This window comes from Pararobbsia alpina, assembly GCF_965118125.1.
Taxonomy (GTDB): domain Bacteria; phylum Pseudomonadota; class Gammaproteobacteria; order Burkholderiales; family Burkholderiaceae; genus Pararobbsia; species Pararobbsia alpina_A.
In genome coordinates this window covers 689,695-714,597 of the sequence record NZ_OZ221288.1, presented here as the reverse complement: position 1 = coordinate 714,597, position 24,903 = coordinate 689,695, and the positions used below count along the sequence as shown (strand labels likewise).

Annotated in this window: 18 protein-coding genes and 1 pseudogene; 9 read left to right on the top strand and 10 right to left on the bottom strand. The window is 61.9% G+C overall.

Annotated features, from left to right (window positions below; genetic code table 11):
- The first annotated feature begins 210 nt into the window (after nt 1-210).
- From ACMFWR_RS21515 to ACMFWR_RS21500, 4 genes are all read left to right on the top strand, one after another.
- On the top strand, nt 211-1,125 hold the full coding sequence (locus tag ACMFWR_RS21515) for a LysR family transcriptional regulator (protein WP_413196715.1): 915 nt from the start codon (nt 211-213) through the stop codon (nt 1,123-1,125).
- A complete protein-coding gene (locus ACMFWR_RS21510; protein ID WP_413196714.1) occupies nt 1,122-1,781 on the top strand; it encodes a chromate transporter in 660 nt (219 codons plus the stop codon). Before ACMFWR_RS21515 ends, ACMFWR_RS21510 begins: the two co-directional genes overlap by 4 nt.
- Before the next feature lie 78 nt (nt 1,782-1,859).
- Entirely contained in the window at nt 1,860-2,387 is a 528-nt protein-coding gene (locus ACMFWR_RS21505; RefSeq protein WP_413196713.1) for a chromate transporter, read from the top strand.
- Nucleotides 2,388-2,745: 358 nt separating this feature from the next.
- Nucleotides 2,746-4,218 carry a hypothetical protein gene (locus tag ACMFWR_RS21500; RefSeq protein WP_413196712.1) on the top strand — a complete coding sequence of 491 codons (1,473 nt, stop codon included), beginning with the start codon at nt 2,746-2,748 and terminating at the stop codon, nt 4,216-4,218.
- A gap of 360 nt (nt 4,219-4,578) precedes the next feature.
- Here the strand turns inward: ACMFWR_RS21500 and ACMFWR_RS21495 are convergent, their stop codons facing one another.
- Complete coding sequence (locus ACMFWR_RS21495) at nt 4,579-5,673, bottom strand: Tim44 domain-containing protein (protein ID WP_413196711.1); 1,095 nt, start codon at nt 5,671-5,673, stop codon at nt 4,579-4,581.
- 318 nt (nt 5,674-5,991) lie between these two features.
- On the bottom strand, nt 5,992-7,377 hold the full coding sequence (gene mdtD, locus ACMFWR_RS21490) for a multidrug transporter subunit MdtD (protein WP_413196710.1): 1,386 nt from the start codon (nt 7,375-7,377) through the stop codon (nt 5,992-5,994).
- Nucleotides 7,378-7,460: 83 nt separating this feature from the next.
- Here mdtD and ACMFWR_RS21485 point away from each other — a divergent pair, with 83 nt between their 5' ends.
- Nucleotides 7,461-8,312, top strand: coding sequence for a LysR family transcriptional regulator (locus ACMFWR_RS21485; RefSeq protein ID WP_413196709.1), 852 nt, complete (start codon nt 7,461-7,463; stop codon nt 8,310-8,312).
- A gap of 187 nt (nt 8,313-8,499) precedes the next feature.
- Here the strand turns inward: ACMFWR_RS21485 and ahpF are convergent, their stop codons facing one another.
- Entirely contained in the window at nt 8,500-10,095 is a 1,596-nt protein-coding gene (ahpF, locus tag ACMFWR_RS21480) for an alkyl hydroperoxide reductase subunit F (protein ID WP_413196708.1), read from the bottom strand.
- Between the two features lie 132 nt (nt 10,096-10,227).
- Nucleotides 10,228-10,791 carry an alkyl hydroperoxide reductase subunit C gene (ahpC, locus tag ACMFWR_RS21475; protein WP_413196707.1) on the bottom strand — a complete coding sequence of 188 codons (564 nt, stop codon included), beginning with the start codon at nt 10,789-10,791 and terminating at the stop codon, nt 10,228-10,230.
- Between the two features lie 432 nt (nt 10,792-11,223).
- On the opposite strand from ahpC, the gene ACMFWR_RS21470 reads away from it, so the two are divergent.
- A complete protein-coding gene (locus ACMFWR_RS21470) occupies nt 11,224-11,724 on the top strand; it encodes a MaoC family dehydratase (RefSeq protein ID WP_413196706.1) in 501 nt (166 codons plus the stop codon).
- A gap of 122 nt (nt 11,725-11,846) precedes the next feature.
- Here ACMFWR_RS21470 and ACMFWR_RS21465 read toward each other — a convergent pair whose 3' ends face one another.
- The 5 genes and pseudogenes from ACMFWR_RS21465 to ACMFWR_RS21445 all read right to left on the bottom strand — a co-directional run bounded on the left by ACMFWR_RS21465 (nt 11,847) and on the right by ACMFWR_RS21445 (nt 19,362).
- Nucleotides 11,847-12,389 carry a DUF1993 domain-containing protein gene (locus tag ACMFWR_RS21465; protein WP_413196705.1) on the bottom strand — a complete coding sequence of 181 codons (543 nt, stop codon included), beginning with the start codon at nt 12,387-12,389 and terminating at the stop codon, nt 11,847-11,849.
- 483 nt (nt 12,390-12,872) lie between these two features.
- Complete coding sequence (glp, locus tag ACMFWR_RS21460; RefSeq protein ID WP_413196704.1) at nt 12,873-14,078, bottom strand: gephyrin-like molybdotransferase Glp; 1,206 nt, start codon at nt 14,076-14,078, stop codon at nt 12,873-12,875.
- Between the two features lie 276 nt (nt 14,079-14,354).
- Nucleotides 14,355-15,332: pseudogene (gene cydB, locus ACMFWR_RS21455) on the bottom strand (cytochrome d ubiquinol oxidase subunit II); the annotation flags it as partial.
- A gap of 126 nt (nt 15,333-15,458) precedes the next feature.
- Nucleotides 15,459-16,859 (bottom strand): cytochrome ubiquinol oxidase subunit I, encoded by a 1,401-nt coding sequence (locus tag ACMFWR_RS21450; RefSeq protein WP_413196703.1) that lies wholly within the window; start codon nt 16,857-16,859, stop codon nt 15,459-15,461.
- A gap of 58 nt (nt 16,860-16,917) precedes the next feature.
- Nucleotides 16,918-19,362, bottom strand: a complete 2,445-nt coding sequence (locus tag ACMFWR_RS21445; RefSeq protein ID WP_413196702.1) for an FdhF/YdeP family oxidoreductase — start codon at nt 19,360-19,362, stop codon at nt 16,918-16,920.
- Between the two features lie 306 nt (nt 19,363-19,668).
- Between ACMFWR_RS21445 and ACMFWR_RS21440 the strand changes: the two genes are divergently transcribed.
- Entirely contained in the window at nt 19,669-21,099 is a 1,431-nt protein-coding gene (locus ACMFWR_RS21440; RefSeq protein WP_413196701.1) for a PLP-dependent aminotransferase family protein, read from the top strand.
- Nucleotides 21,100-21,194: 95 nt separating this feature from the next.
- Here ACMFWR_RS21440 and ACMFWR_RS21435 read toward each other — a convergent pair whose 3' ends face one another.
- Nucleotides 21,195-22,535, bottom strand: a complete 1,341-nt coding sequence (locus ACMFWR_RS21435; RefSeq protein ID WP_413196700.1) for an NAD(P)/FAD-dependent oxidoreductase — start codon at nt 22,533-22,535, stop codon at nt 21,195-21,197.
- A gap of 332 nt (nt 22,536-22,867) precedes the next feature.
- On the opposite strand from ACMFWR_RS21435, the gene ACMFWR_RS21430 reads away from it, so the two are divergent.
- Both ACMFWR_RS21430 and ACMFWR_RS21425 read left to right on the top strand, forming a co-directional pair.
- Complete coding sequence (locus tag ACMFWR_RS21430; RefSeq protein ID WP_413196699.1) at nt 22,868-24,601, top strand: fumarate reductase/succinate dehydrogenase flavoprotein subunit; 1,734 nt, start codon at nt 22,868-22,870, stop codon at nt 24,599-24,601.
- Between the two features lie 52 nt (nt 24,602-24,653).
- The gene (locus ACMFWR_RS21425) at nt 24,654-24,899 is read left to right on the top strand and encodes a ferredoxin family protein (RefSeq protein WP_413196698.1); all 246 of its coding nucleotides are present in this window, start codon (nt 24,654-24,656) and stop codon (nt 24,897-24,899) included.
- The last annotated feature ends 4 nt before the right edge of the window (nt 24,900-24,903 follow it).

Sequence of the window (24,903 nt, the reverse complement as noted above, 5' to 3'; positions counted from 1 at the left end):
TAGTACCGCAGTACGCCGCATTCGATCGCCCACGCCGAGCGTGCGCCGATTGAATGCGGTTGTTGTTTGTGTTTGTGCTTCGCCATCGTTTTACTGCGTGCTCTTTGACGTAGTTCCATTGCCGCGCGTCGGGAATCCACCGCGCGGTTGTCTTTTCGATCGTGCGACAATCGCGGCCTGTTGACCCGGGACCGTACGGCCCGCCGCACGATGACCGAACCCGAACTCTCCGATCTCAGTGCTTTTGTCGCCGTGACTCAGGCGAAGGGATTTCGCACGGCTGCAACGATCCGCGGCGTTTCAGCGTCATCGCTGAGCGAAGCGGTGCGTCGGCTCGAAACGCGACTCGGGGTGCGCTTGCTCAACCGCACGACACGTAGCGTGACGCCGACCGAGGCCGGCCAACGCTTATTCGAGCGGTTGACGCCGGCGTTCGGCGAGATCGCCGGAGCGATTGATGCGGTCAACGGATTTCGCGACAGCCCGACGGGCACGCTGCGAATCAATGTGCCGTCGATCGTGGCGCGCGAAGTGTTGCCTGGGTTGCTGGCCGAGTTTCTGGCGTCGCATCCCGCGATCCTTGTTGAAATCGTGACGGACGATCGGTTTATCGACGTGCTCGCCGCGGGCTTTGATGCGGGCATCCGGTACGACGAGCGCATCGAGCGCGACATGATTGCGGTGCCGATCGGTCCGCGCACGCAGCACTTTGTGGCGGCCGCATCGCCTGACTATCTCGCGCGCAAAGGCACGCCGAAACATCCACGCGAACTCGTGGACCACGCGTGCATGGGGCATCGATTCGACAGTGGCGTGCTCGCGGTGTGGGAGTTCATGCGCAAGGGCGAAGTCGTGCGGATCACGCCGACCGGGCCCATCTTCGCGTCGGTCGCCGATTTGCCGATTCGGGCGGCCATCGAGGGTCTTGGCATCGTCTACACGTTTGAAGAATTCCTGCGGCCCGCGCTCGAGCAACAGCGCCTGGTGCCGATTCTCGCGGACTGGTGGCAATCGTTCTCCGGTCCTTTTCTCTACTATCCGAGCCGCGCGCATATGCCGGGGCCGCTACGCGCTTTCGTTGATTTCCTGCGTGGCCGGCAGGTGCCGACGGCGGGTTCAGCATGAGCGACAAACCCAAACCTGATGACCGTCCCGCTTCGGCGCAGGACATTGCGCGCGAGTCCGGCGACGTAGCCGGGGACGCCGCCGCGCACGACGACGCGGCACACCATGTCGAGAGGCGGCCCATCGCCCATGTGAGTCTGCGCGACTTGTTCTTTGGCTTTCTCGGGCTTGGTCTGATGGCGTTCGGTGGTGCGATGCCGCTTGCACGCCGCACGATCGTCGAGCAGCGGCGTTGGCTGACACCGGAAGAATTCACGGAACTGCTCGGCTTGTGTCAGTTCCTGCCCGGCGGGAATGTGATCAACCTGTCGGTGGCGATCGGGATGCGGTTTCGCGGGGTTGCCGGTTCACTGGCGGCGATCCTCGGACTGATCGGTGGTCCGACGGCGATCGTGATCGTGCTCGGTGTCATCTATGAGCGCACACAGGGCGATCCGCGTGTACAGCATTTGTTTGCGGGGCTGGCTGCCGCGGCTGCCGGCTTGCTCGTCGCGATGGCCGTCAAGCTCGCGCTGCCGTTGCGCGGCAAGCCCGCCGCGATCGGCATTGCTGTACTGGGGCTCGTTGCGATCGCGGGTCTGCGTGTTCCGCTGCCGCTCGCCATGCTCGTGTTGACCCCGCTGAGCATCGTGATTGCCGTGAGGTCCGCGCGATGACACCAACGCTGATGGCACTCGTAGTGAGGTGCGCACGATGACGCAGACGCTGATTGCACTCGCGGTGAGGTGCGCACGATGACACAGACGCTGATCGCACTCGCATTGATATTCGGGGAGTTGTCGTTTCTCGCTTTTGGCGGGGGCAATACGACGCTGCCGGAAATGCATCGCCAGGTCGTCGATGTGCATCACTGGATGACCGGGCAGGAATTCAGCGCGCTCTATGCGCTGGCGCAGGCAGCGCCGGGGCCGAACCTGATGGTCGTGCCGCTGATCGGCTGGCACGTGGCTGGTTGGCAAGGTCTGCTCGTGACGACGGTCGCGAAGATGGGGCCGTCTTCGATCATCACGATGCTGGTGCTGCATGCGTGGGAACGGTTCAAAGACCGTCCGTGGCGGCGCGCTGTACAGGCGGGACTGGTGCCCGTGACGGTCGGACTGGTTGCCGCGAGTGCGGTACTGATCTCGATGTCAGCCGATACGCACTGGATCATGTGGGCGATTACCGGCGTCTGCGCGGTATTGACCGTGCGTACGCGGATCCATCCGCTGTGGCTGCTGTTGGGCGGGGCGTTGATCGGATTGACGGGGTTCGGGCAGTAAGTCGCGAGTTGCCGTGGCGGGGCACTGCATGACAAAGCATCGCAGTGACCAGGCAGAGCAGCGACCAGGCATTGCAGTGACCGAGCGCTGCGGGGGCGAGGCACCGCAGGCGACAAAACATGGCGGGAAGCCAACGGTGCGTTGATACGCCGCATCACTTGCATATGCACCGTTATCGATGTCGAATTCGCATGATTCATCCGCGATCGTCGTCTAACCACTCGCATTCAATCTGCATCTTTAATTCCCTACAAATATTTCTCAAGTCGTAAGACTCACTGCCGTTAACGGGACTAGTAGCGGGGGGCGGATACACAGCGCTCGCCTCGCATTCGTTCTGTCTTTCGACGGGAGTTTCATGTCCAGCATCCTCGGCGCCATTACGCGTCCACCGCATGCCACAAACTACTCGAGCGGCACGAATAGCTCGACGACTTTCGATGACGTCAGCGAACTCGACCTGAGCCTGACTTCGTCGCAGACGGGGTCGGCTTCCGTTTCGTTGAGCAGCAATCTCTCCGGCGTGTCGGCATCGACACCGGCCGGCCAATTCGCCGTCGGCTTCGCACAAGCGATCGACTCGGCGACGTATGTCGATCAGGCAACCGGCAAGCGCGAAATCCAGCAAGGCAAGGCGGGTGAACTCGCTTCGGCACTCAACGCGCTGCTGACGCAGAACGGTTTCACGCAGGACCAGGCGAGCCAGATGTCGCAGTCGCTCGAAACCGAGCTTGCGAATGGTGATCCGCTGAGCTTGTCGTCGAGCTACGATTCGATTTCTTCGTCGACTGTGTCGGCGACAGGTGCATATGGCGGCAACGCCGTATGGACGGCAAACAGCGTCACGCAGACCGAACGCTCGGGCACGCTGAACATCAGCATCGACGCATCGGGCCAGCTCAATGTCGCGATGAATTCGCAGACCGTTTCGACGGCGCAGTACACCGGCGAAATCAAGGGCACGGGCACGGCTCCGACGGGCCCGGTCGTGATCGTGGACCTCCCGGGTCTCGACGGTTCGACGCAAGGCATCGCGCTGAGCGGTGACGGCTCGATGTCGGGCACGCCCGCATTCGAAAGCTTCGGACAAGCCACGCAATCGGCGCTCGCTGCGCTTCAGAACGCGATGCCCGCTTCGCTGCTGAATGGCACGACAGCGCCGAGCGCCAACTCGCCGCTCAAGGAGACGGACGCTGAAGCCGCCATCGCATCGGCGACGACCGTTGCGATGCTCGTCACGACGCGTGCTGCAGGTGCATCGGATGCTGCCAACACGGGCGATTCGGGCGACGGCAGCAACAACCAGTCTCAATCGAACAGCGCGACCGACGCCGGTGCCACGAGCAACGATGGCAGCGGCGCGAACGGCGCGGCAGGTTCGGGCAATGATTCGCTGACGACCTTGCTGTCGGCAGTGAAGAGCGAAGCAAGCTCGCTCGTGCAACTGCTCGACTCGGTATCGAAGACGACGCTGATGGGCACGAAGGATACGCAGAAGCGTCTTCAGGATCTGCTCGACCTCGCACGTCAGGCGCTCGATCCGAACAGCGCGTCGTCGACGGGTTCGACGGATGCGTCGAGCGGTGCGGATGGCAACGACGGTGCCAATGGTGCGAGCGGTGCGAATGGTGCAAACGGCACGAATGGAACGTCGGGGGCGACTGGCGTGAGCTCGATCTCGTCGAGCACATCGCTCGAAGTGGAAATCAGCTTCACGCAGACGCTTTCGGTGCAACTGGTCGACGCCAGCGGTTACGGTTCGACGCTGTTCGCGCGCCCCGATGGCAGCCTGGGCAAGATGGTCACGCAACCGACGCGCGTCACCGCCTAAGCCTGCATGCATTGACTCTCCGGTAGGTGTCCAAGTACGAGACGTCTACCTTGAGCGACCGATCCCGAGAGGGAGGGTCGCTCAATTTTTTTGTGGGCCTGCTTTCGTTGGTACCTTTTCGAGAACCCTGGCTTCACACGCCATAGGTTTCGTCCCTTGCCGCAGGCCCCGGCTGCACGTCGTAGCTTCGTCCCATCCTGCGGGCCCTGGCTGCACTGCATCGCTTCAGCCCCTCGCCGCCGACTTTTGCCACAGATAAAAAAAGGGCGACCTGCCCCGAACGGCTGGTCGCCCCAAACACATGAACGCTGTAAAGCAGATCGAGCTGCCGCGTTAGCCAGCCCGACTGGCTATTTGATGTCAGGCGATCTGCTGAATGCCTGCAAGACGCCATGCTGAATCGCGGCGCGCGTCGCGAATCAGATTCCATGCTTCGTTAAACGGCTGCGCGGACTCGCCTTCGTTTTCACGAATCAAGCCGTGGAAGCGCACGCTGGCGAGCTGCTCACTACCAAGCTCCTCTACGCCGAGCAACTGCGCATCGAGCTCGACGACGTCCGTTCGGTTCGTTTGTTTGCCACGCGCTTCGAGATCCATCTTGATCTCAGCAAACATCTCGGGCGTGGTGAATTCGTAGATATCTCCCTGATCGCCTTTATCCCATGCAGCCTGAAGCCGAACAAACGTGACCTTCGACGTACGCAGAAAACCATCGGTATCGAAGCCCGCCGGAACGTGACCGGATTCGACCGCCGTGCGTAGCGACCCGGCCGATGCGGACGATGCAGCACCGGGCACACTGAATCCTTGCGTGCCCGAATAGCCTCCGTACGACGACTGCGATGCCGCATTTGACGACTGCGGTATCGACGACTGTTGTGTGGACGCATGCTGTGCCGGTGCCTGCTGCGCGGCGCGCGCGAAGTCACCGTTGCGCGGCGAACCCGCTTGCCCGTGGGAGTACGCAAGATCCGGACGACGTTTGCGCGCGAAGAAGCGGAACAGCGCGAGGCCCGCAAAAACGACCAGACCGATCAGCAACAGACTCGACAACATTTGCGCGAGCCCTTCACCCAGACCGAAATGCGAGAGCAGCGCGCCGATGCCGAGACCGGCGGCAATGCCGGCGAGCGGTCCGAGCCAGCGGTTACGCGGCTGAGCTGCCGCGGCGGCCGGCGCACCTGCGGCCGGAGCAGCATTCTGCTGCGCGGGTTGCGCTTGCTGTGCACGCTGAGCGCCCGCGGTTGAGGGCGACGACGGCGATGGAGAAGGCGTCGGAGAGGGCGCCATCTGGGTCTGGCGGCCAAAGCTTCGACTGCCGCCCATGCGCTTGGCTTCCGCGTCGAGCGGCGCGAGCGCGCTTGCCACGAGGATGCCGGCCAGGCTCAATACCGCGAGCCGTTTGCCGAGCGCGCCGTGAAAGCGACGGGACCGAGAAACAGGGAAGGCAGACATCACAAATCCTTATTGGCAGGAGACAGCGTTGCCAGCATACGCGGCCAACGCAAACCTTACAAGATGTAAGATTCAAACGTTGGACGAGTCTGCACGCGACTTGTTCCGCAAATTTGCGATGTCGTGCGTTTTATCTATAAATCGATCAGCTTGGAGCGGTCGATGCAACAGGAGCGAGGGAGCCCGTTCTTCTACAGCGATGCTTGGCTGTCGCTCTGACCCCGTCACAGAGGCGTCGACTCGGTTCCGCGACGCCAGCCCGAGAATCCGACCCCCTACATAGCCGGGAACCGGCCCCCGTGAATTCAGCTCGATGAATCAGCCGCGCGCGACGGCCGGCTGGGTGTTCCGCGCGGATGGCGCATTGAGATACCGGAACACAAACGCCGACAGCAGCGTAATCGTGCCAACGCACGCAAACGAGAGCCGATAACCGAGGCCTGTGCTGTCGAAGTGACGTGCGAAGACGCCCACCAGACTTCCGCCGATCGTGACGCCCAGGCTCATGGCGAGCATCTGGATCATCGAGAAGAGGCTGTTGCCGCTGCCGGCTTGGGCAGGCGTCAAACCCTTGAGCGTGACGCTGTTCATCGCAGCGAACTGCATCGAATTGGTCGCGCCGAAGATGGCGAGCTGAACGAGCGACAGCGCGAGCGGCCAGCCCGGAGAAATCAACGCGCATGAGGCAATCGAGCCGCCAACGATCAGCGTGTTGACGAGCAAGAACGTCTCATACCCGTAACGCAAGATCAAAGGCGTCACCCAGCGCTTGGCGATGGTGCCGACGATGGCGATAGGAAGCATCACCAGGCCCGACTGCAGCGGGCTGTAACCCAACTGCACCTGGAGCAGCAACGGAAGCAGGAACGGCAGGGCACTGCTGCCCACGCGAGCGACGAGGTTGCCGATCAGTCCGACGCTGAAATTGCGTTCACGGAACAGGGCGAGATCGAACAGCGGCAACGGGCGTCGCTGCGCATGCAGCAGATAGAGAACGACGGTCAGCACGAACACGGCGAACAGGATGCTGCTGATCAGCGCGCGGTGCGTTTCAACCGGGCAGTCGAGCGCGAGCGACACGCTCGCCATGCTGACCGACAGCAGCCCGAAGCCGATGACATCGAAAGGCGGGGGTGCGACCGGCGCGCCGGCCGGCAAGAACCGACGCACGGCGAACAAACCGAACGCACCGATCGGAATATTGATCAGGAAGATCCAGTGCCAGCCGATTGTTTCGACAAACCAGCCGCCAAGCACCGGGCCAAGCAGAGGGCCAACCTGTCCAGCGATCGATACGAACGCGAGCGCGCCAATGTATTCCTCGCTCGATACGCTGCGCAGCAGCGCAAGGCGTCCGATCGGCAGCAGCATCGAACCACCGACGCCTTGCAGCACACGGGCGATCACCAGCTCATTGAGCGTATGTGCGGTTGCACAAAACAGCGAGCCGAGTACGAAGATCAGGATGGCGGTGAAGTACACGCGTCGCGTGCCGAACTTGTCGGCAAGCCAGCCGGACGCGGGTGTCAGCATGGCCATGACGAGGGCGTAGGCGACCACCACAGGGCGCATGTCGAGCGCGCCTACGTGAAGCGCGGCGGCCATGTTGGGCAACGCCGTATTGACGATCGTCGTGTCGAGGGCCTGCATGAAAAACCCTGCCGCGACGATCCACAGCAAGGCACTGTGCGATTGCTTGTTCATTCACGCAATGATAAGAAAGCGGCCTATCATTGGGAAGTCCACTAGAACCTGTGACTGCAATCGGATATGCCGATGACCACTCCATGCTGAACCCTGTCTGGATCCAGACATTCGCGACCGTTGCCGGCTCGCGAAGCTTTACGGATGCCGCGCGGCGACTGGGTCTGACGCAATCGAGCGTCAGCGACCATATCCGACGTCTCGAGGAAAGCGTCGGCCGGCGCCTGTTTATCCGCGACACGCATTCTCTGGCGCTGACCGCGGATGGCGAAAGCCTGCTCGTTCACGCGCGTCTGATTCTCGAGGCGCACGCGCGCGCCGAATCCCAGTTCAAGGGCCCGCGTCTGCGCGGGCGGGTCCGCTTCGGAACGTCTGACGACCTGGTGTTGGGTCCGTTGCCGAGGGCACTCGCGGCCTTTCGTGACATGCATCCCGATGTTGAGCTCGAGATCACGATCGGCAAGACCGTGGATCTCTATAAGCAACTCGACACCGATTCGCTCGATTTGCTGATCGGCAAGCGCAGGCAATCGGGGCCCGCCGGCGTGACGCTGTTTAAGGAACCGCTCAAGTGGCTTGGCAAGGCGGGCACGGTCATCGATATCAAGCAGCCGTTGCCCTTGCTACTGTTGCCAGAGCCAAGCATCACGCGGTCGCTGACGCTCAACGCCGTCGCCGCGGGTGGCTTGCCGTGGCGCGTGATTTGTACGAGCAGCAGTCACACAGGATGTATTGCAGCGGCAAGAGGGGGATTGGGGATTACGGCGCAGCCGGCCTTCCTGACCGCTCCGGGGATTGATTCGCCCGTCAATGTATCGAGCTTGCCTTCGCTGCCCGAAGTCGAATTCGTGTTTCTGCGATCGAAGCGTCTGAGCAAACCCGCGCAGACCTTGCTGGAGATCCTGCAACAGAGTGACTTGCGTAGCGTCGCTTAACGCGGTATCACAAAGCAGAAAGCAGAAAGCCCGCCATTCCACCTGCATCAGCCTCCCCAGCGAAGACTCATGCAGGCCCGGATGGCGGGCTTTGATCATCCTGACGCGATGTTTCGCGTCAGGTGGTGCGTGGCTCGTGATGTAACGCCAACCGCGTCAAATCACGCTGCCACGACCTTGCGTGCGATTACGCCGGTACAGCGACCGTTGCGTTAGCTGTTGCGGGCTCGTCGATCGACGTGCGGATCAGGTGATCGAACGCGCTCAGTGCGGCCTTCGCACCTTCGCCGACTGCGATCACGATCTGCTTGTAAGGCACGGTCGTCACGTCGCCTGCGGCGAACACGCCCGGCACCGACGTCTGGCCCTTCGCATCGACTTCGATCTCGCCATGCTTCGACAGCGCGACCGTTCCCTTCAGCCATTCGGTGTTGGGCACGAGGCCGATCTGCACGAACACGCCTTCGAGCGCGAGATGCTTGATCTCGTCGTTCTTGCGGTCCTTGTACGTCAGGCCGTTGACCTTCTTCGAATCGCCCTGAACTTCGGTCGTCTGCGCATTCGTGATGACGTCGACGTTCTTGAGGCTATAAAGCTTGCGTTGCAGCACCGCATCGGCGCGCAGGTCCGGTGCGAATTCGAGCAGCGTCACATGGCTCACGATACCGGCCAGATCGATCGCCGCTTCGACGCCCGAGTTCCCGCCACCGATCACGGCGACGCGCTTGCCCTTGAACAGCGGGCCGTCGCAGTGCGGGCAGTAGGCAACACCGTGGTTACGGTATTCGCGCTCGCCCGGCACATTGATTTCGCGCCAGCGTGCGCCCGTGGCCAGCACGATTGTCTTGCTCTTGAGCGTCGCGCCGTTCGCGAGCTTGACCTCGATATGCTTGTCGCCCGGCACGAGCTGCGTCGCGCGCTCGACATCCATGATGTCGACTTCGTATTGCTTGACGTGTTGCTCGAGCGCCGTAGCGAACTGCGGTCCTTCCGTTTCCTTGACCGACACGAAGTTTTCGATGGCGAGCGTATCGAGCACCTGACCGCCGAAACGTTCAGCGACGACGCCGGTGTTGATACCCTTGCGCGCTGCGTAGATCGCAGCCGCTGCGCCTGCGGGGCCACCGCCGACGATCAGCACGTCGAACATGTCCTTCGCGTCGAGTTCCTTGGCCTTGCGTGCGCCGGCATTGCTGTCGAGCTTCGCGAGGATTTCCTTGACGCCCGTGCGGCCCTGGCCGAACACCTGACCATTCATATAGACCGTCGGCACCGCCATGATCTCGCGTTGCTTGACTTCGTCCTGATAGATCGAGCCGTCGATCATGACGTGACGGATGCGCGGGTTGATCAGCGACATCACGTTCAGCGCCTGCACGACTTCCGGGCAGTTCTGGCAGGTCAGCGAAATATACGTCTCGAACTCGTAGTCTGCGTCGAGGTTCTTGATGGCTTCGACCACGTCGTCTTCGAGCTTGACGGGGTGACCACCGACCTGGAGCAGGGCGAGCACGAGCGAGGTGAATTCATGGCCCATCGGAATGCCGGCAAAACGAATGCCGAGATTCTGACCCGGGCGATTCAACGAGAACGATGGCTTGCGCTGGTCGTCGTCGCTGCGCTCGATGAGCGTGATGCGATTCGACAGGCCGGCAATCTCGTTGAGCAGTTCGGTCATCTCACGCGACTTGGCCGAATCGTCGATGGACGCGACAATCTCGATCGGTTGCGTGACCTTTTCCAAATAGTTCTTCAACTGGGTCTTGAGATTTGCATCCAGCATGGCGTGTCGATCCGTAACGATTGCAACGTGAGAGAGATTTCGGGGCGCAGACTACCCGCGCCCCGAAGGGTGCAGCAGAAGATTTTCGCGGGATTCAGCGTGTTGGGGTGAATCCCGCAAGCGGCGTGCCGCTTAGATCTTGCCGACGAGGTCCAGCGACGGGGCCAGCGTTTCAGCGCCCGGGGTCCACTTGGCGGGGCAGACTTCGCCCGGGTGCGACGCGACGTATTGCGCTGCCTGAACCTTGCGCAGCAGTTCCGATGCGTCACGGCCGATGCCGTTGTCGTGGATTTCGCACAGCTTGATCTCGCCTTCCGGGTTGATCACGAACGTGCCGCGCAGTGCCAGGCCTTCTTCTTCGATCAGCACGTCGAAGTTGCGAGCCAGCGTAGCCGTCGGGTCGCCGATCAGCGGGTATTGAACCTTCGCGATCGTGTCCGACGTGTCGTGCCAAGCCTTGTGCGTGAAATGCGTATCGGTCGAGACGCCGTAGACCTCAACGCCGAGCTTCTTGAACTCGTCGTAGTGATCTGCCAGGTCGCCGAGTTCCGTCGGGCACACGAACGTGAAGTCCGCCGGGTAGAACACAACCACCGACCACTTGCCCTTCAGGTCCGCATCGCTCACCGGCACAAAGTTGCCGTTGTGATAAGCGGTTGCCTTGAACGGTTTGACTTGGGAATTGATGATCGACATCTAGAGTCCTTGCTTGGTTGGAAATGTTGTGCAGCGCTGCACAGTATCGGTAATTTGATCGCGGATGAGAAATCGCTTAAATCAATGTCGCCGATTGGCATACGCTATGAGGGTCCCGAGGCTTGTCTGGCGGGGGTTTCACGAGATTCGGGGAGGGCTGCGGACGGCGATTTTTTCTGCGATGCAGCACGATCCGGCACGCCAGGGCCGGGATCCTGCCGGACGCTTCGAAAACCGCAGTCATGCGGACCTGCGCCGGAACTCGCACCTTGAAGCTGGGGAGGCGATATTTTGGGTGATATCCGGGCGAAACGGAACTGCCTGGACGCTCGACGCCCGCGTATGGTCTGATCACGCATTCGTCACGATTCTGTCGCGTGCACGTCACGCGGTCACATCACGAGCCATCGATGCTCGACCTGGAGGAGAGGCATGAGAACAAAGCTGTATCTCGACGAACTCGAAGAAGGGATGCAATACACATCCACCGAGTACGAAATGACGACCGCGGATATCAAGCGTTTTGCGGCGGAGTTCGACCCGCAACCGTTCCATCTGGACGAAGAAGCTGCGCGTTCGTCGCTGTTTGGCGGGCTTGCCGCGAGCGGCTGGCACACCGCCGCCGTCACGATGCGCTTGCTGACGGAGGGCGGGGTGCCGGTGGCGGGCGGGTCGATCGGGCTCGGCGGAGAGATCACGTGGCCGCGTCCGACGCGCCCCGGCGACAGGCTGCATGTGGTGACCACGGTGACGGAAATCCGTGCGTCGAAAACCAAGCCGGGCCAAGGCGTCGTGACGACGACATCGGAAACGAAGAATCAGGCCGGCGAGGTGGTGCAGCGATTCGTCGCGAAACTGATCGCTTTTACGCGTGAGTTTTCCGAAGCGCAGGAAGCCGCGCGCGCCCAGGGGCAGGGTCAGGCGCAGATCTGAATTCGAAGGTGTAAAAGCAAAACGCCGGGCCTTTCGGGCCCGGCGTTTTACATTTCGTCTCCCCTCTGTCCCCGACGCTTCTCAACGTGTTGAGGCGTCAGGTGGGTTTGCGACAGCAGCCTTTAATACGCCACGGCGAGTGCGTGCGCGTGTTCTTCGTCAAAGCGTCCCAGATAGTCGGACTTGCCGATGGGCACACCGTTATGGCGAAGGATGTCGTACGCCGTCGTCACATGGAAAAAGAAATTGGGCAGTGCAAACGAGAGCAGATAGCTCATGCCGGTGAATGGCGTATCGATGCCGCCGACTTTCATCACGATCGAACGCGCTTCGCTGCCGTCAATACGATGCGGATCGACTTCGCGAAGAAACTCGCATGTGCGCGCAATGCGCTCCTGCAAGTCGCGAAACGTGACTTCAATATCTTCGTAGACGGGCGCTTGTACGCCCGCAAGGCGCGCGGTCGCCCGCTTGGCGGCATCGCTTGCCAGCTGGATTTGCCGGGCAAGCGGAAACATATCGGGGAACAGGCGCGCTTCGATCAGCACGGACGGGTGGATTTTCCGGCTGGCCGAAAATTCTTCGGCCTGATCGAGCAGCACGGCAAGATTATCGAATCCACGCAGGAAAACAGGCACTGAGGCCTGATACATCGATAGTGACATTTTGCTGAACCGATTCAGTAAATTCCGCGCCGCGAATGACCGCCGTTCGACGGACGCACAATAATCAGCCGGTACTATAGGAGCAGAATCTGCTCCGATAAACTCGATATCGCCGGTTTCACTGTTTCAGAAAAGAAAACAATCGTGGTGCAGACTGACACGCCCGTGCGATCCCGGTTTATGCGGTTCGCACGATTATGATGGCCGGAACCGTTTACGGTGTCTGTAGAAGCGGGGTCTGGCAGATGAAATTTTATTTAAGGTCGCGTCATTTTCGCGCCAGCTATTTTCTTTTTAATCCGGCAGTTAGACGGTCGACACGCGCGTTTTACAGTTCTATAACGGCCAGCGAAATGCGACGAGGTGGCCAGCAATATCACAAAAGAAAATCCCGTGCAGGATAGGGGTATTGCGATCGAGGCAAATCGGAGAACGTTTATCGGGGCGCGATCCAATTAAAGGGATCGAACCCAATTCCGGGGATCAAACCAGCCAGCGTTGAAGATCGTAATAGGCGACGCGATCGCGATCGGACACCGCGACGTCGGCGGCGAGCCGCGCAAGACCATTCGCCCCGGGCATCGCGCCGATATTTCCGGCGCCCTGACTGCCGTACGGAAGCAACTCGGCGATGCCCTGATCGTTGAGCACATAGCGCACGCGCAGGAAGACTTCGCGCGCTTCGTGAAGCGTCCGTTCGGTGCGCAGGGGAATGCGTGCCACCAGCGGAAACACTTCCGCGCGACCCTGCATGCGGCGAATCAGCGGTGTGACCATGACCGTGAACACCGCGTAAACCGAACCCGGATTGCCCGGCAGGCAGACGACGGGTTTGCCGTTGACATGGGCGAGCGCCATCGGCTTGCCCGGTTTCATGCGGACCTTCCACAGCGCGAGATCGCCACCGAGCGATTCGAGGACTGGCTTGATGAGATCGCGCTCGCCGACCGACACGCCGCCCACGGTGAGAACCAGGTCGCATTGTGCGACGAGCGACGACAAGGCTTCGCGCAAGGCTTGTTCATCGTCCGCGGCGTGCACCACCTCGGCGGCTTGTGCACCCATGCCTTCGACGAGCGCCGCCAGCATGGCCGCATTCGAGTTGAAGATCTGTTGAGGCGCACGCAGCTGACCGGGTGCGACCAGCTCGTCGCCCGTCGTCAGAATGCCGACACGTAGCCGATCGAATACACGGACCTCGGCGATGCCTTGAGAGGCGAGCAAGGCGATATGCGCGGGAGAGATGCGCGTGCCGACATCGAGCAACGGCTGGCCCGCGGCAATGTCTTCGCCGCGCAGCCGCACGTGCTGGCCGGATCGCGGCGCTTCGGTAAAGCGCACGCCGCCGTCCTGTTCGACGGCGTATTCCTGCATGACGACCGTGTCGGCGCCCTCGGGAATCAGGCTTCCCGTGAAGACGCGCGTTGCCTGACCGGCAATCAGCGGTGCCGGCATATCGCCCGCGAAGCAACGCTGCTGGATCGGTAGCGAGACATCGCTCGCGAAATCGCAGTAGCGAATGGCGTAGCCGTCCATCGCACTGTTGTCACCCGGCGGCAGATCGACACCGGCGATGATCGTCTCGGCGAGCACGCGACCGCTGGCCTCCGACAAGCCGATGGAGGTGGTCCCGGTGACAGGACGCGCGCCTTGTGCAAGGCGTTGCTGAGCAATCTCGAAGTCAAGCATATCGGTGGACCATCGTGTGCACGCTTGCGGCCGGGCGCTGAAACGTAAAGTGAGTCGCGGACAAACCCCGAAGGGTATCGGACGCGACGGGGCAGATCAATGTTCTGACGGCTGTCGTGTTGCGAACCGGGCGCTGCTCGGGGCCGAACCCGCTGCGCGGACGCCACTGCCCACGACGACCGTTGCGTGGTTGGAGGTGCCGGCCAGACCGCGCACCGCGCCGCCCGTACGCGTCGGAACGCGCGCCGGCGTGCGCACGGGTGCAGGCGTTTCGTCGTGCGCGTCGGGTCCGACCTTGCCGCGGAACACGTGATACTGATAAAGGTTGTAGCCGATCATGACCGGCAGGATCGTGCCGATGCCGAACAGCATGAATACCAGGGTGGTGTTGTCGGATGCAGCATCGATGATCGAGAGCTTGCCCGGTACGAGATCGGGAAAGAGGCTGACCGCGAGTCCTGCGAACGACACGAGAAAGAGGGTGACGGCGCCGCGGAACGGTCCGCGATGGCTGCCGGTCTGCACGGAAAGCACGATATAGGCGAAGGCGACGATGGCGATGCACGCGAGCAGCACGAGTACGTGGAACACGTTCGATTCGGCCCAGCGATCGTGTCCGACCGGGCTGAAGATCATCGTACCCGCCGACAACACGATCGCCGCGCACACGGTGGTCGACACGCTGGCGAGCGTGAAGCGCCGCGCGTCGCGTTCGAGTTGGCCGGTTGTCTTCTTGACGAGGTAGGTCGCACCGAGCAGGCAGTAGCCGGACACGACGCCGATCGCGGTCACGGCAGTGAAGCTGGCATTCAACGCACCCGGCGCGAGACCGGTGATCACGCGACCAAGGATCACGCCTTGCGACAGCGCGGCCATCAGGCTGCCGACGCCGAATACGATGTCCCAGAAGCGTTTGCGTGTGGCTGCGTGGCGGAACTCGATCGCGGCGCCGCGCAGGATCAGGCTTGCGATCAGCGCCATGACGGGCACATAGAGATCGGACAGCAGCGTGGCATAGGCTGCGGGGAACGCGCCAAACAAGCCGCCCCCGAGCACGACGAGCCAGGTTTCATTGGCGTCCCAGACATGGCCGATCGACTGGGCGATCTGATCGCGCTCGGAGACATCGCGGGTCAGCAAACTCAGGATGCCGACACCGAGGTCGAAGCCATCGGTCACGACGTAGAAAACGAGCATCAGGCCGAGCACGCAGAACCACGCGGTGCTGAGCATGGAGTGAAGGGAGTCAGTCATGGCAAATACCGGTTCATAACAGGGAGACGGGGATGCGATCGGATGCCGGCGCTTTGCTTTGCGGAGTCGCCCGGAATCCGCCTTGCCGGGCAGGAGCAATGAGCATCGGCATGGGATCGTTCACGTTCAGTAGTCGAAGTGGGCTCGTGCGATGCGAGGGTCGACGGGGTCGGCGGGCGGCATCAGGGTGAGATCCGGGCCTTTGCGCAGCCACTTGCGGGCGAAGTAGAAGAAGCAGCCGATCAGCACGCTGTAGAACATCGCGAACATGATCATGCTTGCGCCGACTTCATGGGCGGGGATCGACGACACGGCGTCCTGGGTGCGCAGCAGACCATAGACGACCCATGGCTGGCGGCCCACCTCACGCACGATCCAGCCCGATTCGACAGCGATATACGGCAGCGGAATCGCAAGGACCCAGGCAAGCAGCAGCTTGCGATGTTCTAGCAGGGCATCGATGCGGCCACGCGTGCGCCGGAAAACGAAGGCCGTCCAGAACGCGAGCACCATGAACAGGAAGCCGATGCCGGCCATCACGCGGAACGCGTAGTACAACAGCGGCAGCATCGGCGGCTGATCCTGCTTCGGAATATCGGCGAGGCCGACGACCTTGCCATGCAGGCTGTGCGTGCCGAGCACGCTGAGCATGCCGGGCACTTCGAGCGAGAAGTCATTTTTCTGGGTAGCGCGATCGGGCCACGCAATCAGCGACCACGACGCACCCGTTCCTGGCGCATTGGTGTGCCAGTGTCCTTCGATCGCTGCACCCTTCGCGGGCTGGGTCGCGAACACGTCGACGCCGCTCGAGTCACCAAGCCAGACCTGCAACGGCGCCACGACGACGAGCAGCGTGAGCGCGAGCTTGAAACTGCGCATAAAGAACGCGGCATTGCGGCGCTTGAGCAGGTTGTACGCCGAGATACCCGCCACGACAAACAGCCCCGTCTCGATCGCGGCGACCCACATATGCGAGACGCCCCAGATCATGTCGGGGTTGAAGATCGCCTTCATATAGTCGTCGACGAAGACCTTGCCGTCGTGCACGGAAATGCCCGCGGGGGTCTGCATCCACGAGTTGGCGACCATGATCCAGAACGCGGAGATCGACGAGCCGAGTGCCACCATCGAGGTGGCGAACAGGTGCACGCCCTTGGGCACACGGCCCCAACCCAGCATCATGACGCCGACGAAACCCGCCTCGAGCATAAAGGCCATCGCGCCTTCGAACCCGAGGATATTGCCGAAGAACTGACCGGTGAACTGCGAGAAGGGTGCCCAGTTCGTGCCGAACTGGAATTCCATCGGAATGCCGCTGACGACGCCGACCGCGAAGTTGAGCACGAGCAATTTGCTCCAGAAGCGCGCATGGCGGTAGTACATGACGTCGCTCGTGCGGACCCACAGGGTTTCGACGATCAGCAGGAACGCGGACAGGCTGATCGTCAAAATCGGCCAGAGAATATGGAAGATCGCGGTCATCGCGAACTGGCCGCGTGACAGGTTCAGGAGTTCATTGACAGGCATGATGGGATCGGCGAGCGAGCTTTAAAGAGAATGCGGGGGTCGGCAGCAGGGCAGCCCGTTACATCGCAGCGACGTTTTCGAAGCGCGACACGGTCGACGTCGTTTCGTCGCGGTCTGTAAGGTCTTTACGGTCTTTAAGGTCCTTACGCTCCTCACGGGCCGGCTCGGCGCGTACGAGACTGCGCGGTGCGTCATCGGGTGCCGTGCTGCGATGAAGAAGGACAGGTATCGACTTCGACGTTGGCGTGTTGCAGATATCGCCGACGCTCGTGAGCGGCACGAGAGGATTGGTCTCGGGGTAGTACGCACCGAGGCATCCGCGAGGAATGTCGTACGCGACGAGCAGGAACTTGTCGGCCCTGCGCTCGATGCCGTCGTCCCAGACGGTGGTCATGTCGACCCAGTCACCGGCCTCGAAGCCGAGCATGTCGAGGTCGTCCTGGTTGGCGAACACGACGCGACGCTGTCCGAATACGCCGCGATACCGGTCATCGAGGCCGTAGATCGTGGTGTTGTACTGGTCATGCGAGCGCGCGGTCATCAGCGTGAGTACCCGGTTGCCGTGCTGCTCGCGTGCTCGCGCGATCGGCGTGTCGGATTCGATTGCATGCGCGAGGAACTGGGCGCGGCCCGTCGGCGTGTTCCAGACGCGTTCGCGCGCCGGCACATCAAGATGGAACCCGCCAGGGATGGCGACGCGCGAGTTGTAGTCGAAGAAGTCGGCGAAGACTTTCTCGATGTCGTCGCGAATGCGCGAATAGTCGTCGGCATACGCGAGCCAGTCGATACTCGCGCTGCCGAGCGTCGCATCGGCGATATGCGCGACGATCGACACTTCCGACATCAGGTTTGCGGACGCCGGCGTGTTCATGCCGTACGAGATATGCACCATGCTCATTGAGTCTTCGACGGTCACGCCTTGTGCGACGCCGCCTTGCGTATCGATTTCCGTGCGTCCGAGCGTCGGGAGGATCAGGGCCTGTGTGCCGTGAATCAGGTGGCTGCGGTTGAGCTTGGTCGTGATGTGGACCGTCAGGTCGCACTGACGCAACGCTTGCCATGTGCGCGGCGTATCGGGTGTCGCCATCGAAAAGTTGCCGCCGAGCCCGATAAACACCTTGACCCTGCCTTCAAGCATCGCGTGAATCGTTTCGACGACGTCGTAGCCATGCTCGCGCGGCGGCTCGAAGCCATAGACCTCCTTGAGCCGGTCGAGAAACGCCTGCGTCGGCTTTTCCTCGATACCCATCGTGCGGTCGCCCTGCACATTGGAGTGACCGCGCACCGGGCACAGGCCCGCGCCGCGTCGGCCGATATTGCCGCGCATCATCATCAGGTTGGCGAGCATCTGAATCGTCTGCACGGAGTTTTTGTGCTGCGTCAGGCCCATACCCCATGTGCTGATCACGCGCCGGCCTTTCGCATAGATCTGCGCAAGCGCATGGATCTGTGCGAGCGGCACGCCGGACGCCGCCACGAGCGCATCCCACGATTCGTCGCGCAGATCGGCGGCGAAGGCTTCAAACCCCGCCGTGTGCAGCTCGATGAAATCGAGGTCGAGCACCCGCTCGCGACCTTCCGTGACGGCGGTATCGTCGAGTTCGAGCACGCGCTTCGCAACCCCCTTGATCAGCGCGAAATCACCGCCGACACGGGGTTGAACGAACACCGAGCAGATATCCGTGCTGCCCATCGTGAGCATTTCAATCGGGTTTTGCGGGTTCGAAAAGCGCTCGAGGCCGCGTTCACGCAGCGGGTTGATCGACACGAGTGTCGCGCCGCGTTTGGCGCAGTCGCGAAGCTCACCCAGCATGCGCGGGTGATTGGTCGCCGGGTTCTGACCAAAGAGCAGCACCGTATCGGCGTGCTCGAAGTCGTCGAGTGTCACCGTACCCTTGCCGACGCCGACCACCGATGGCAAACCCCGGCTCGTGGCCTCGTGGCACATATTCGAGCAGTCGGGGAAATTGTTGGTACCGTAGGCACGCACGAAGAGCTGATACAGAAAGGCCGCTTCGTTGCTCGCGCGCCCCGATGTATAGAACGCCGCACGATCGGGATTGTCGAGGCCTTTGAGGTGTTCGGCAATCAGCGCGAACGCACGGTCCCATGAGATCGGAACATAGCGGTCGCTTGCGCCGTCGTACACCATCGGATCGGTCAGGCGTCCGTGCTGCTCGAGTTCGTAGTCTGTCTGCGTGAGCAATTCGGCGACCGTGTGCTGCGCGAAGAATTCGGGCGTCACGCGCTTACTGGTCGCCTCGGCGGCGACGGCCTTGACGCCGTTCTCGCAGAACTCGAAGGTCGACGCGTGCTCGCGATCGGGCCATGCACAACCGGGGCAATCGAAGCCGTCGGGCTGGTTCTGCTTGAAGAGCAGCTTGTACTTGCCGCCTGGCACGCGTTCGCGCACGAGATTGATGGCGACTTGCTTGATGGCGCCCCAGCCCGCCGCCGCGTGATGATAGGGGGCGATGCGCGCATCGGGTTTCATGTCCGCCATGATCCTTATTCTCCTGAACGGCGCGATCGGATCGATCCGGGAGGATTCCGGTTCTGTTCCGGTTCGGTACGCGCCCGGCGCGTTTCCGATGAGGCTCGGATACGGTCCCGGTTCGATATCGAACGTCGCTGTGCTGTCGATATGCGCAGAATAAGTTTTGACCGCACCGGGCGGGACACACAAAAGCCGGAGATCGAAAGGAGTACAGTCGCGCGCCGGCACGTCGTGCATAAGGCGCTGTGCTTCCCTTATACTGGCCGCCTTTCAGCGGTGCAGGCGCGCATCCATCAGGGAAGGAAGCCGGTTGTGAAACTCTACGAGAAGCTCGCTGCAGAAATCGAAGGGCTCGTCGACTCGGGCGTGCTGCTCGCGGGGGAACGTATCCCGTCGGTTCGTCAGACCAGTCAGCATCACAAGCTCAGCATCACGACGGTGCTGCGCGCCTATGTGCTGCTCGAAAGCAAAGGCATCATCGAAAGCCGGCCGCAGTCGGGCTATTTCGTGCGCCGGCGTGTGGGGCAGCCGGTCGTCGCCGAGCTGCAATCCTCGCGTCCGATTGCGGTATCCGCGGAAGTCGATGTGAGCCGGCTGGTGCTCTCGACGCTGCGTTCGATTCGCATGAATGACGCGGTGCCGCTCGGCTCTCCATATCCCGATCCGTCTCAGTTCGCCGTTCAGCGGCTCAACCAGTATGCGAACGCGGTCGCGCGCCGGCATCCGTACTGGAACGTGATCGACGATCTGCCGCCCGGTAATCCGGAGCTGATTCGACAGATTGCACGGCGCTACCTCGAGAACGGTCAGGGCGTCGATCCGAACGAAATCATCGTGACGGTCGGTGCAACCGAAGCGATCAATCTGTGCCTGCAGGCGGTGGCGCAGCCCGGCGATACGATCGCGGTCGAATCGCCGACGTTCTACGCGATGCTGCACGCCATCGAACGCATGGGCATGCGCGCCATCGAGGTCGCGACCCATCCGCGTGAAGGAATCGATCTGGCAGCATTGGCCAAGATCATCGGCGAGCAGCGTATCGCGGCCTGCATGGTCATGCCCAATTTCCAGAATCCGATGGGCTTCCAGATGTCGGATGAGCGCAAGCAGGCGCTGGTCGACCTGCTCGCCAAGCACGACATCCCGTGCATCGAGAACGGTGTCTACAACGAGCTGTACTACGGCGAATCGCACCCGAGCACGCTCAAGTCGTTCGACAAGAAAGGGCTCGTGCTGCACTGTTCATCGTTCTCGAAGACCTTGACGACCGCGCACCGGATCGGCTGGGCACTGCCGGGGAGGTACCGCGAGCGCGTCGAGAAGTTCAAGTTCCTGAATACGCTGACCACGCCATCGATTCCGCAGATGGCGATTGCCGAGTATCTGAGGAACGACGGCTACGATCATCATCTCCGCAAGATGCGCAAGACCTATGCGCAACAGGCAAGCATTATGAGTTCGGCCGTCAAGCGCTTCTTCCCGGACGGTACCCGCACCACCAATCCGCGCGGGGGATATGTGTTGTGGGTCGAGCTGGCGCCGGAAGTCGACTCGATGGCGCTGTATCAGCTTGCCCTCGAACACAAGATCACGATCGGCCCGGGCTATATGTTCTCGGTGCGCAAGCACGGCTACCGGAACTATATTCGCCTCAATTACAGTTACCCGTGGTCCAAGGAAATCGAACAGGCGGTGACGACGGTTGCGCGCTTGCTGCCGGAGGCCTCGCGGCCGGTCGAATGACCTACAACCGCGCGCGTCTCGCCGGTTCACCATGCGTGCCCGATATCGCCTGAGCCGGCGTGAAGGCACCCGGAGACGACCGAAGGCGAGTGCGCCTAGTGCAGCTTGACGCGCGGCACGGTCCGGCGGCGCAGCCAGTGCGCGAGCGTGTCGAGCAGCATGCGCGGTATGCCGTGCAGCGCGGCGATATGCATCCGGTACAGCGACATATACATGATGCGTGCGAACAGGCCATCGATAAACATCGTGCCGCCGATCAGGCCACCCATCAGGTTACCGACCGCCGTCACGTGTCCCAACGAAACCAGTGACCCCAGGTCGCGATATTCAAATGCGCGGAGCGGCCGCCCTGAGAGGCGGTCGCGCATCGCACGGAACAGGAACTCCGCCTGCTGATGCGCCGCCTGCGCGCGAGGCGGGACGTTGCGGCCGGTGGTGGGCCATACGCATGCCGCGCAATCCCCAAGCGCGAAGATATCGTCGTCGAGCTCGGTTTGGAGCGTAGGCCGCACGTTGAGCTGCCCGAGTCCGTTGACCGTCAGTCCGTCCAGTGTCGAAAGCACGCGTGGCGCCTTGATACCGGCGGCCCAGACGGTCAGGTCGACAGGAATATCGCGTCCACTGGCCGTGCGCACCGCATGTTCCGCAACCTCGGTCACGCGTTCGCCGAGGCGCACGTCGATCGCGCGTGCCTCGAGCAGGCGAGCGGTTTCCGTCGACACGCGCTCGGGAAGCGCGGGCAACAGCCTCGGGCCCGATTCGATCAACACAATACCGATGTCGTCGCGCGGGTCGAGCCCGTGGAGTCCATAGGCCGACAGCACCTGCGCCGTATTGCGCAACTCCGCCGACAACTCGACGCCCGTCGCGCCGCCGCCCACGATGGCAATCTGCACGCGATGACGCTTGTGTGTGGGCAATGCACCTTGCGCTCTCAATGCGTCGTCGTTGCTTTCGGCGCGCGTACAAGCGGCGATCAGACGGCGGCGAAAGCGCTCCGCTTCGGCGACCGTGTCGAGCGCAAACGCATGCGCGTCGGCGCCGGGCACGTTGAAGAAGTGCGTGGTGCTGCCGATCGCAATGATCAGCGTGTCGTAGCGAATCGAGCGCGACGGCAGCATCTCGCGCCCCGTGTCATCGTCGACCGCAGCGATGGTCACCGTATGCGCGGCGCGATCGATGCCGGTCAGTTCGCCTTGCTGGAACTCAAAGCCATGCCAGTACGCCTGCGCGGCGTATTCGAGCTGATGGGTATAAGGATCCATGCTGCCCGCGGCCACTTCGTGAAGCAGCGGCTTCCAGATATGCGTCGGGTTGCGATCGATCAGCGTGACCGTGGCTTGAGGGTTCCGCCGCCGGGCGCCGAACGCATCGCCGAGCCGGGTCGCGAGTTCGAGTCCTCCGGCGCCGCCTCCGATGACAACAAATCGATGCATGGGTGTCCTTTGGATAGGGTGGCTGACAGTACAAGAGTAAGCGACCGAATGCACACCACGCAGATACAGTCGGCCTGAGGTGCCGGGAGCACAGTTTTCTTTTGTGCCAGTCTGCGTCAGCCTCCGGCGTGCGACCTCGAGTGTGCAGGCTCGGGCGAGCGGGCTCAGACATACGGGTTCATATACGGGCTTACATACGCAGACCTGATCGCATCTGCGGACTTTTCATATCGCACGCGGGCGGGAATCGATAGGAGAAATGCTTGGTTGGGAATCGCCGGACGCTTGCCTAGACTCGATTCATCTTGTCATAACAAGTTGACCCGCCCTCCATGCAGACCCACGTACTCGAATATGACATCGTCGTCGTCGGCGGCGGCACGGCCGGCCCGATGGCTGCCGTCAAAGCCAAGGAACGCGACCCGTCGCTGCGGATCCTGTTGCTCGAAAAAGCGCACGTCAAACGCAGCGGCGCGATTTCGATGGGCATGGATGGCCTGAATAACGCGGTGATCCCCGGCCACGCGACGCCCGAGCAATACACGAAGGAGATCACGATCGCCAACGACGGCATCGTCGATCAGTCGACCGTGTATGCGTATGCGAAGCACAGTTTCGAGACCATCGAGCAGCTCGACAAATGGGGCGTGCGCTTCGAAAAGGACGGCATCGGCGAATACGCCGTCAAGAAGGTCCATCACATGGGCGCCTATGTGCTGCCGATGCCCGAGGGGCACGACATCAAGAAGGTGCTGTACCGGCAGATCAAGCGTTCGCGTATCGAAACGACGAACCGCGTCGTGGCGACGCGCATCCTTCTCGATGCGAACGGGGCCGCGTGCGGCGTGCTCGGATTTGATTGCCGCACGGCCGAGTTCTACGTCGTGCGCGCCAAGGCCGTGATCCTGAGTTGCGGAGCGGCGGGGCGTCTGGGCTTGCCCGCTTCAGGTTATCTGATGGGCACTTATGAAAACCCGACCAACGCGGGCGATGGCTATGCAATGGCCTATCACGCGGGGGCTGCGCTTTCGAACCTCGAGTGCTTCCAGATCAATCCGCTGATCAAGGACTATAACGGTCCGGCGTGCGCGTACGTGACGGGGCCGCTTGGCGGCTTTACGGCGAACGGCAAGGGCGAGCGCTTTATCGAATGCGATTACTGGAGCGGCCAGATGATGTGGGAGTTCTATCAGGAACTCCAGAGCGGCAACGGGCCCGTTTTTCTCAAGCTCGACCATCTCGCCGAAGAGACCATTGCGACGATCGAGCAGATCCTGCATACCAATGAGCGGCCGAGCCGCGGGCGATTCCACGAGGGCCGAGGCACGGACTATCGGTCTCAGATGGTCGAGATGCATATCTCGGAGATCGGCTTCTGTAGCGGACACAGCGCGTCGGGCGTGCGGGTCAATGCACGCGCCGAGACGACGGTGTCCGGACTTTATGCAGCAGGCGACATGGCCGCGGTGCCGCACAACTACATGCTCGGCGCGTTTACCTATGGGTGGTTTGCAGGCCACAACGCGGCCGACTATGTCGCTGGCCGTGATCTCGAAGCTGTCGACAACACGCAAGTGGAGGCCGAGCGCGCGAGGATATTTGCGCCGCTCACGCGTACGGAGGGGCTCGCGCCGGCGCAGGTCGAGTACAAGTTGCGGCGCATGGTGAACGACTATCTGCAGCCGCCCAAGGTGACACGCAAAATGGAAATCGGCTTGCGGCGCTTTGAAGAGATCGAGGCGGATCTTGACGAAATGCGGGCCGAGAATCCCCATGAACTGATGCGTGCAGCCGAGGTCCGGGCGATCCGGGACTGCGCCGAAATGGCGGCGCGTGCGTCACTGTTTCGTGAGGAGAGCCGCTGGGGGCTTTACCACCATCGCGTCGACTATCCGCTGCGCGACGACACGAACTGGTTCTGCCATACCGATCTGTTCAAGGACGACGGCGGCCGGATGAGCAGCCGCAAGCGCGACGTCGAACCGTACGTCGTGCCGATCGACCGGCATGAGCGCGGTGCCTATGAACATCTGCGTATTCAGCGACAGGTCGCAGAGGCCGTATAGCGCGCGTGCTTTTTTCGGGCTGAACCCTATCTACCCCCTTGCTTTGCCGACCATGACCTACGTTCAACGAGATATTCATCAACGCAGTGCCGCACCTGTCACGATCGACGAGTCGAAATGTATCGCCGACAAGGGATGCACCGTGTGCATCGACGTGTGCCCGCTTGATCTGCTGGCAATCGACGCAACGACGGGTAAAGCCTATATGAAGTTCGACGAGTGCTGGTACTGCATGCCGTGCGAGCGTGACTGCCCGACCGGAGCCGTCAAGGTTGCCATCCCTTATCTCTTGCGCTGAAGGG

Excerpts from the sequence above, each read along its gene's own strand:
- ACMFWR_RS21515 (WP_413196715.1), top strand. The coding sequence starts at position 211 with ATGACCGAACCCGAACTCTCCGATCTCAGTGCTTTTGTCGCCGTGACT.
- ACMFWR_RS21510 (WP_413196714.1), top strand. The coding sequence starts at position 1,122 with ATGAGCGACAAACCCAAACCTGATGACCGTCCCGCTTCGGCGCAGGAC.
- ACMFWR_RS21505 (WP_413196713.1), top strand. The coding sequence starts at position 1,860 with ATGACACAGACGCTGATCGCACTCGCATTGATATTCGGGGAGTTGTCG.
- ACMFWR_RS21500 (WP_413196712.1), top strand. The coding sequence starts at position 2,746 with ATGTCCAGCATCCTCGGCGCCATTACGCGTCCACCGCATGCCACAAAC.
- ACMFWR_RS21495 (WP_413196711.1), bottom strand. The coding sequence starts at position 5,673 with ATGTCTGCCTTCCCTGTTTCTCGGTCCCGTCGCTTTCACGGCGCGCTC.
- mdtD (WP_413196710.1), bottom strand. The coding sequence starts at position 7,377 with ATGAACAAGCAATCGCACAGTGCCTTGCTGTGGATCGTCGCGGCAGGG.
- ACMFWR_RS21485 (WP_413196709.1), top strand. The coding sequence starts at position 7,461 with ATGCTGAACCCTGTCTGGATCCAGACATTCGCGACCGTTGCCGGCTCG.
- ahpF (WP_413196708.1), bottom strand. The coding sequence starts at position 10,095 with ATGCTGGATGCAAATCTCAAGACCCAGTTGAAGAACTATTTGGAAAAG.
- ahpC (WP_413196707.1), bottom strand. The coding sequence starts at position 10,791 with ATGTCGATCATCAATTCCCAAGTCAAACCGTTCAAGGCAACCGCTTAT.
- ACMFWR_RS21470 (WP_413196706.1), top strand. The coding sequence starts at position 11,224 with ATGAGAACAAAGCTGTATCTCGACGAACTCGAAGAAGGGATGCAATAC.
- ACMFWR_RS21465 (WP_413196705.1), bottom strand. The coding sequence starts at position 12,389 with ATGTCACTATCGATGTATCAGGCCTCAGTGCCTGTTTTCCTGCGTGGA.
- glp (WP_413196704.1), bottom strand. The coding sequence starts at position 14,078 with ATGCTTGACTTCGAGATTGCTCAGCAACGCCTTGCACAAGGCGCGCGT.
- ACMFWR_RS21450 (WP_413196703.1), bottom strand. The coding sequence starts at position 16,859 with ATGCCTGTCAATGAACTCCTGAACCTGTCACGCGGCCAGTTCGCGATG.
- ACMFWR_RS21445 (WP_413196702.1), bottom strand. The coding sequence starts at position 19,362 with ATGGCGGACATGAAACCCGATGCGCGCATCGCCCCCTATCATCACGCG.
- ACMFWR_RS21435 (WP_413196700.1), bottom strand. The coding sequence starts at position 22,535 with ATGCATCGATTTGTTGTCATCGGAGGCGGCGCCGGAGGACTCGAACTC.
- ACMFWR_RS21430 (WP_413196699.1), top strand. The coding sequence starts at position 22,868 with ATGCAGACCCACGTACTCGAATATGACATCGTCGTCGTCGGCGGCGGC.
- ACMFWR_RS21425 (WP_413196698.1), top strand. The coding sequence starts at position 24,654 with ATGACCTACGTTCAACGAGATATTCATCAACGCAGTGCCGCACCTGTC.